This is a genomic window from Streptomyces sp. NPDC028298 (assembly GCF_055565895.1).
The window spans coordinates 117,456-124,504 of record NZ_JBVHTL010000007.1 but is presented as its reverse complement, the minus strand read 5'-3'; the positions used below and the strand labels follow the sequence as shown (position 1 = coordinate 124,504).

At 73.2% G+C, this 7,049-nt stretch carries 5 protein-coding genes; 4 read left to right on the top strand and 1 reads right to left on the bottom strand.

All coding sequences use genetic code 11. The features are described 5' to 3' along the window. Positions 1–90 precede the first annotated feature (90 nt). Positions 91–930, bottom strand: coding sequence for a putative nonproteinogenic amino acid hydroxylase (locus ACZ4TO_RS28985; protein WP_468025638.1), 840 nt, complete (start codon positions 928–930; stop codon positions 91–93). A 444-nt stretch (positions 931–1,374) separates the two neighbouring features. On the opposite strand from ACZ4TO_RS28985, the gene ACZ4TO_RS28980 reads away from it, so the two are divergent. The 4 genes from ACZ4TO_RS28980 to ACZ4TO_RS28965 all read left to right on the top strand — a co-directional run bounded on the left by ACZ4TO_RS28980 (position 1,375) and on the right by ACZ4TO_RS28965 (position 7,013). Then, complete coding sequence (locus tag ACZ4TO_RS28980; RefSeq protein WP_468025637.1) at positions 1,375–1,692, top strand: acyl carrier protein; 318 nt, start codon at positions 1,375–1,377, stop codon at positions 1,690–1,692. Next, positions 1,689–2,939: a cytochrome P450 gene (locus tag ACZ4TO_RS28975; RefSeq protein WP_382778222.1), complete on the top strand. Its 1,251-nt coding sequence runs from the start codon at positions 1,689–1,691 to the stop codon at positions 2,937–2,939. Before ACZ4TO_RS28980 ends, ACZ4TO_RS28975 begins: the two co-directional genes overlap by 4 nt. Then, positions 2,936–3,670, top strand: coding sequence for a thioesterase II family protein (locus tag ACZ4TO_RS28970; protein WP_382778221.1), 735 nt, complete (start codon positions 2,936–2,938; stop codon positions 3,668–3,670). The genes ACZ4TO_RS28975 and ACZ4TO_RS28970 overlap by 4 nt, the downstream gene beginning before the upstream one ends. A gap of 136 nt (positions 3,671–3,806) precedes the next feature. Further along, a complete protein-coding gene (locus ACZ4TO_RS28965) occupies positions 3,807–7,013 on the top strand; it encodes a type I polyketide synthase (RefSeq protein ID WP_468025636.1) in 3,207 nt (1,068 codons plus the stop codon). Positions 7,014–7,049: the final 36 nt, after the last annotated feature.

Sequence of the window (7,049 nt, the reverse complement as noted above, 5' to 3'; positions counted from 1 at the left end):
CCTCACCCCTCTTCCCCTCCTCCCACTTCCCCCCCCCCCCCCCCCCCCCCCCCCCCCCCCCCCCCCCCCCCCCGCCGGCCGCGGGCGTCCTCACCAGTCGAACGCCTCGCCGTCACCGCGCTTCTCGATGCAGTACGTGCGAAACGCCTGCGCCTTGGCGGCGATGTCCTCGTCCCCGGTACGCCGCGCGGCCTCCAGGTACCAGTCGAACGCCGCGGTGGCGTGCGCGTGCCGCTCGAAGTGCAGCTCGGCGAACGGACGGAACCCCGACCGCATCGTCGCGGCGGTGAGACCGGCGGCGGCGGAGGCGATGAGTTCCTCGATCTCCGCCCCGGTCGGCTCGGGGCGCTCGACGACCCGGATCGCCTCGGTCGCGGGGACGGTGCCGCGGATCGCGATGGGCTCCTCGGCGTCCGCGAAGTCCAGGCACAACGAGAGCCGGGCGGTGGCGGAGGTGCTGCGCGCCGAGTGCGGGTCGGTCGAGTGGATCTTCCACACCTCGCCGCGGCGGATGTGGTACAGGATGTCGTTCTCGGAGTGCAGCGACTCCTCGCTGGTCCGCAGCGGGATCTGCAGCCGCGTGCCCGGCTTCGCCCACTCCAGGAAGTCCACGTGCGGGGCGATGATCCCCTCGCGCAGGGCGAAGACGCGCACCCACTGCAGACGGTCCAGCGGGAAATGCCCGGTCACCAGGGACATGATGGCCGGCAGCTTCTTGCCCAGTTCGGTCAGGGAAAGACTGCCCTCGTGGGGGCGGAAGGCGACGTCGGAATCGGCGCCGCTGCCGTTGGCCAGCACATGGGACGACCAGGACCCGAAGGTGAACGTGTCGTATTCGCCGCCGTACTCGTGCCCGTCCACGATGGACAATTCCGGGCCCAGGTCGTACGAATCGATGGGCAGTACCGCAAGCCGTTCCGACTTCAGCAAGGAAATCTCCTCCAGCACATGATGGTCCGAGGCGCCCGAAAAACCGCTGGGCCTTCCACCCGATCGTCACCATAATTCTTCCCTGCCGGGCAAGGCAACGAAGCTGCGCGGAACCCGACTTGACCGAACCGGCCGGGTTTGGCCGCCGCCGGCATACGCTCCCGGCGACACCGTGAACAGCACCCGTCACACGTTCCGGACACCACCGGAAAAGAGCGCCGCGCCGTCCTGTCGACAGGACGGCGCACCGCCCGTCGCGGCGGTCCGCGCGGTCATCTCTTGCCCGGCGTTTCCCCGGCCATCTACCGTGGCAGCGCGGTGACTTCGGGCACGCCTGTCGCACAGGCGATCCATCACTTTCGGGTCTGTCGGGTCGCTGCGTCGACCTTCCGGCAGCGGCATGGACGGGCCTTCCCGTCCGACAGAGGAAGGAAAAGGCTGGAAATGGAATCTTCGCCGAAGGTGATCAACCAGCAGGGCGGACAGGACAACGGGACGCCGGAAAAGGAAACCGCGTCTCCCGGTGCGCCGGCAGCGCTCGTGAGGGAAGTCTCGGAACTGTGGGCGAAACACTTCGGCGACCGTGAAGTCGGCCCGCAGGACGACTTCTTCGTGCTCGGCGGCAATTCGCTCACCGGAATCAAAATCATCGAGCAGGTGGCCAAGGACTACGGCGTCCAGCTCTCCGTGCGCGACTTCTACCTGGCGCAGACCCCCACCCGGGTCGCCGAACTGATCGAGCAGGGGAGGACCAGGACGTGAGGCTGACGCCCGGTCCCGCACGCGACGTCGACCTCGACACCCTCGACCTGTTCGACCTGGACCTGTACACCTCGGGCGATCCGCACCCGGTCTGGGACGTCATGCGGGCGAAGGCGCCACTGCACCACCAAGTCCTGCCCGACGGGCGGGAGTTCTGGTCGGTGACCCGCCACGAGGACGTGTGCCGCGTGCTCGGCGACCACCGCGAGTTCACCTCCGAACGCGGCACGACACCCACCCACGTCGGGATCGACGACCCCGCGGCGGGCAAGCTGCTGACCTCCACCGACCCGCCCCGGCACACCGAGGTCCGCCGCCCGCTGGGCTCCAAGCTCACCGCCCGGGCGGTGAAGTCCTGGGAGGACTCGATCCGCGGCACCATCGAGCGCTTCCTGCGGCCGGCCCTCGACGGCGAGCCCTTCGACCTCGCCGAACGGGCGCTGCTCCTGCCGGCGATGGTCACCGGCCCGCTCCTGGGCATCCCCGCCGCGGACTGGGAAGAGCTCGTCCAGCTCACCGCGATGGTGACCGCTCCCTCGGACCCGCACTTCATGGTCGGCCACGAGGCCGCCACCCTGGCCATCTCCCACCACGAGCTGGTCAACTACGTCACCGAGTGGGTCAAGCGGCGCCGCACCACCGGCGGCGAGGACGACACCCTGCTCGCCCACCTCATGAGCGTCAGCGCGGGCGGCGCACCGCTGAGCGACGAGGAGATCGCCCTCGACGGCTACAGCATCCTGCTGGGCGCCAACGTCACCACACCGCACACCGTCTCGGGCACCGTGCAGGCCCTCATCGAGCGGCCCGAACAGTTCGACAAGGCGCAGGCGGACCCGACGCTGATCCCCAACCTGGTCGAGGAAGGACTGCGCTGGACCTCGGCCGCCTGCAACTTCATGCGCTACGCCGTCGACGACGTCCACATCGCCGGGGGCACGATCCCGGCCCGCGCGGCGGTCGTCGCGTGGATCGGCTCGGCCAACCGCGACGCGTCCCTCTTCCCCGACCCGCACACCTTCGACATCACCCGCCCCAACGCCAAGCGGCAGGTCGCGTTCGGGTTCGGACCGCACTTCTGCATCGGCGCGCCGCTGGCCCGGCTGACCCTGCGGATCTTCTTCGAGGAACTGCTGGAGCGGTTCGGACCGATCGAGCTCGCCGGTGAACCGCAGCACCTGCGGTCGTACTTCATCGCCGGGATGACCCACCTCCCCATCGTCGCGCAGAAACGAAAGACGCCATGACAACCGGCTCCGCCATCGCCCCGTCGCCGTGGTTCGTCCGGCCGCCCGCCGACCACCCGGCCCGGCTCTTCTGCTTCCCCTTCTCCGGATCGGGCGCCTCCGCCTTCAGCGCCTGGCCCGCCGCGCTGGAGGACATCGAGGTCTGCCCGGTGCAGTTCCCCGGCCGCGAGAACCGGCTCGGCCACCCCCACTACGGCACCTACGAGAACCTCGCCGCCGACCTGGTCGAACCCCTCACCCCGCTGCTCGACCGGCCGTTCGCGTTCTTCGCGCACTGCGCGGGCGCCCTGCCCGCCTACGAGACCGTGCTCAGGCTCGCCGAGGCCCAACTGCCCACACCCGACTGCCTGTTCGTCTCCGGCCAGCCCGCCCCGCACGACGCCTCCCGCGACCCGATGCTCACCATGACCGAGTCCGAACTGCGCGACGAGGTCGAGGCGTTCGTCCGCGGCCGGGGCATCGAACCGCGCCCCGACATGCTCGACCTGGGCCTCATGGTCCTGGCCCGCGACCACGCCGCCGCCAAGGAATACCGGCGCGAGACGCCCGTCGCGGTCGACTGCCCCGTCGTCGTCCTGCACTGGCGCGACGACCAGGACGTGACCCTGGCCGACCTGCAGGGCTGGCGCCACTACGCCGACTCCGTCGAGTTCCGGGTGCTGGGCGGCGGCCACTACGACTTCATGGACGCCCCCGACGAACTGTCGAAGCTGCTGACCCGCTGGCTGTGAGCACCCCGCCGCCCCGGCGGTGAGCACCCGCCCCGGCACCGGGCGCCCGCCCCGCCCGCGGCGGTGAGCGCCCTGCCGGCGCGCGTGACCGCCGGCGCGTGACCGCCGTACACCGAAGGAACCGGAAGGAACACTCATGCGTGGCGCAGCCACCGATATTGCCGTGATCGGGATGTCGTGCCGCTTCCCCGGTGTGCACGGCGTGGCCGAGTTCTGGGACCTGCTGCGCGAGGGACGGTCGACCATCGGCACGTTCCCCGCACCGCGGGCCGCCGACGCCCGGTCCTCCTACCGCTCCCACCCGGACGCCGCCACCCTGCACACCGGCTCGTTCCTGGAGTCCGTCGACGGCTTCGACGCCGCCTTCTTCGACATCCCGCCCGGGGAAGCCGCCGCCATGGACCCCGTGCAGCGCCTGGGCCTGGAACTCGCCTGGGAGGCCGTCGAGGACGCCCGCCTGCCGGCCGCAGCGCTGGCCGGCCGCGAGGTCGACGTCGTGGTCGGCGCCGCCCCCTCCGGCTACGAACTGCTGCGCAAGCTGACCGGCAGCGACCGCGACGACCGCTACGCCGCGCTCGGCTCCAGCGGCGCGCTGATCGCCAACCGGATCTCGCACCTGTTCGACGTGCGCGGCCTGAGCCTGTGCGCGGACTCGGGCCAGTCCTCCTCCCTGGTGTCGCTGGCGCTGACCTGCGAGCGGATCCGCGGCGGCGCGGTCGACACGGCGATCGCCGGCGGCGTGCACCTGATCGTCGACCCCGAGGCCGGAGCGGGCCTGGCGAACCTGGGCGCGCTCTCACCCGACGGCCGCTGCCACCCCTTCGACGCCCGCGCCAACGGCTTCATCCGCGGTGAGGGCGGCGCCTTCGTCGTCCTGAAACGGCTGGACCGCGCCCTCGCCGACGGCGACCCTGTCCGCGCGGTGGTGCGCGGCTGGGGCGTGAACAGCGGCGGCGCCTCCTCCCGGATGCCGGACCCCAGCCCCGGCGGGCAGGCCTCGGCCGTGCTGTCCGCCGTGCGCCGCGCGGACCTCTCCTTCGAGGACGTCGACTACGTCGAGGCCCATGGCACCGGCACCCGGCTCGGCGACCCGGCCGAACTGGCGGGCCTGCGGGAGGTGTTCCGCGAAAGCGGCCGCAGCCGCCGGCTCGCCGTCGGCTCGGTGAAGGCCAACGTCGGCCACCTGGAGCCGGCCGCGGGCATCGTCGGCTTCGTCAAGACCGTGCTGTGCCTGCAACACGCCCACCTGGTCCCCACCCCGGACTTCACCACCCCCAACCCCGCCGTCCCCGCCTTCCACGACGACTTCGAGGTGCCGCGCGCCGCGCGGCCCTGGCCGGGCGAGGACGGCCGGCCGCGCCGGGCCGGGGTGTCCTCGATCGGGATGGGCGGCACCAACGCCCACATCGTCCTCGAACAGCCCCCCGCGCCCCGGACCCGGCCCCCCGCCGACACCGGCGGGACGACGACGGCGATCGTCACCGACACGGTGCCCCTCGTGCTGTCGGCCCGCTCGCAGCAGGCCCTGGAGCAGCAGGCCGCACGGCTGCGCGACCTGCTGAGCGCCGACCCCTCACTGCCGGCCGCCGGGATCGGGCACTCCCTGGTCACGACCCGCTCGCTCTTCGAGCACCGCGCCGTCGTCCTGGCCGAGAACCGCGACGAGACGCTGGCCGGCCTGGAGGCGGTGGCGGCCGGCACCGCCGGCGCGCGGACCGTGCGCGGCACCGCCGGCCCGGCCGCGGGCCCGGTCGTCTTCGTCTTCCCCGGCCAGGGCTCGCAGTGGCTGGGCATGGGCCGCCGGCTCTACGCCGAGTCCGAGGTCTTCGCCCGCTCCATCGACGCCTGCGCCAAGGCACTGGAGCCATGGCTCGACTGGTCCCTGCTGGACCTGGTCACCGGCGCCGAATCGGCCCCGTCACTGGAGCACGGGGACGCCGTCGACGCCGTCGTCCAGCCCGCGCTGTGGGCGATGATGGTCTCCCTCGCCGCCCTGTGGCGCTCGCTGGGCGTGGCCCCCGACGTGGTGGTGGGGCACTCCCAGGGCGAGATCGCCGCCGCCTGCGCGGCCGGCGCGCTCTGCCTGGAGGACGGGGCCCGGATCGTCGCCCTGCGCAGCCAGGCGCTGGCCGCGCTGGCCGGCCTGGGCGGCCTCAACGCAGTCGCCGCGCCCCTGGCCTGGGTCGAGGAACGGCTGGAGCGCTGGCCCGGACGGCTGTCGGTGGCCGCCGTCAACGGACCGGCCTCCGTGGTGATCGCCGGAGACCTCCCGGCCCTGGAGGAGTTCACCGTCCTGGCCGGCCAGGACGGCGTCCGGGTCCGCGCCATCAAGGTCAGGTACGCCTCCCACTCCCACCACGTCGAACGCATCCGCGACCAGGTCCTCGAAGCGGCCGCCGGCGTCACCCCGCTGCGGACCGCGGTGGAGTTCCACTCCACCGTCACCGCCGCCCCCCTCGACACCCGCGGGCTCGACGCCTCGTACTGGTACGACAACCTGCGCTCCACGGTGCGCTTCGGCGAGGTCGTCGAGAACCTGATGCGCGAGCGCGGCGGCGTGTACGTGGAGATCAGCCCGCACCCGGTGCTCCAGGTGGCGATGGAGGAGGCCGCCGACGCGCTGGCCGCCCCGCCCCCGGTGGTGGGCACCCTCAGCCGGCACGACGGGAGCGCGGGCAAGGTCCTGGCGTCGGCGGCCGAACTGCACGTGCGCGGCGTACCGGTGGACTGGACGGCGGTGTTCACCCCCGGCCCGCCCGCCCGGATCGGTCTGCCGGCCTACCCCTTCCAGCGCCGGCGCCACTGGCTGACCGCACCCGACGCCACCGGCACCCCTGCACCGGCGGACGGCCCGGGCGCGCGCCCGGCGGCCCCCGCCTCACCGGCACAGGCCCGCGCCCTGGTGTGCGCGCACACGGCCGATCTCCTCGCCGCCAAGGGCGTGGAGCTGACGGCCGCCGATCTCCAGACGCGGGCGGGCGAGACGTTCAAGGCCCTGGGCTTCGACTCCTCGACGGCGGTGGAACTGCGCAACCGGCTCAACGCGGCGGCCGGGGTGCGGCTCGCGGCCACCGTCGCGTTCAGCCACCCCACCCCGCAGGCGCTCGCCGACCACCTCTTCTCCCTCCGGGAGCCGGCGGCCCCCCGGCCCGCGGAGCCGGCGGCCCCCCGGCCCGCGGAGCCGGCGGCCCCCCGGGCCGCGGAGCCGGCGGCCCCCCGGGCCGCGGAGCCGGCGGCCCCCCGGGCCGCGGAGCCGGTCGCCGCCGGGCCGGCGCACGACACCGGCCCGGACGACCGCAGCGACGACGATCTCTACGCCCTGATCGACCGCGGATACCTGTAGCCGCACCCGTTCTTCCAATCAACCGTTGAGGGAGGC

Bases quoted from the DNA above. Each gene is read 5' to 3' on its own strand.
- ACZ4TO_RS28965 (WP_468025636.1), top strand. From the start codon at position 3,807: ATGCGTGGCGCAGCCACCGATATTGCCGTGATCGGGATGTCGTGCCGC.
- ACZ4TO_RS28970 (WP_382778221.1), top strand. From the start codon at position 2,936: ATGACAACCGGCTCCGCCATCGCCCCGTCGCCGTGGTTCGTCCGGCCG.
- ACZ4TO_RS28980 (WP_468025637.1), top strand. From the start codon at position 1,375: ATGGAATCTTCGCCGAAGGTGATCAACCAGCAGGGCGGACAGGACAAC.